Annotated in this window: 1 protein-coding gene; it reads right to left on the reverse strand. The window is 46.7% G+C overall.

Features of this window, described 5'->3' with window-relative positions; all coding sequences use genetic code 11:
- Positions 1-76: 76 nt before the first annotated feature.
- The coding region (locus RVS70_RS23170; protein WP_414617196.1) for a YncE family protein at positions 77-379 on the reverse strand (303 nt) is incomplete at its 5' end.

The following is a 379-nucleotide window of genomic DNA, read 5'->3' on the forward strand; positions in this document are numbered from 1 at the left end:
CGATCCAGCAGATCGGATCATCAATATATAAGCACATCTCTGATCGCCGCCCCGCTTCTTTCGAACTATAAAGCTTCTACATTGCAATCGCAGACGGACCCGCGCCAACCGGAATCACCGTCACAGCTGTATAATCGCTCGTGCGGTACACGGTCACAGCATTGTCGTTGGGCTGTGCCGCATAAATATACTGATTGTCCGGCGTTACGGCGAGGTCAAAGGCGCCGGGCAGAGACACGTTTGCAATGATCCTCTGTCTAGCCGTATTAACTACGTATAAGTTTTTTATGAGAAACGGTTCACTATAAGGCTCTAGAAAATAAGCTCTAGTGCTGTCCAAAGAAAATACAATCGTTCTCAGAGTTTCATATAAACTGTT

Source organism: Virgibacillus sp. M23 (genome assembly GCF_034190895.1).
Lineage (GTDB): Bacteria > Bacillota > Bacilli > Bacillales > Amphibacillaceae > Virgibacillus > Virgibacillus salarius.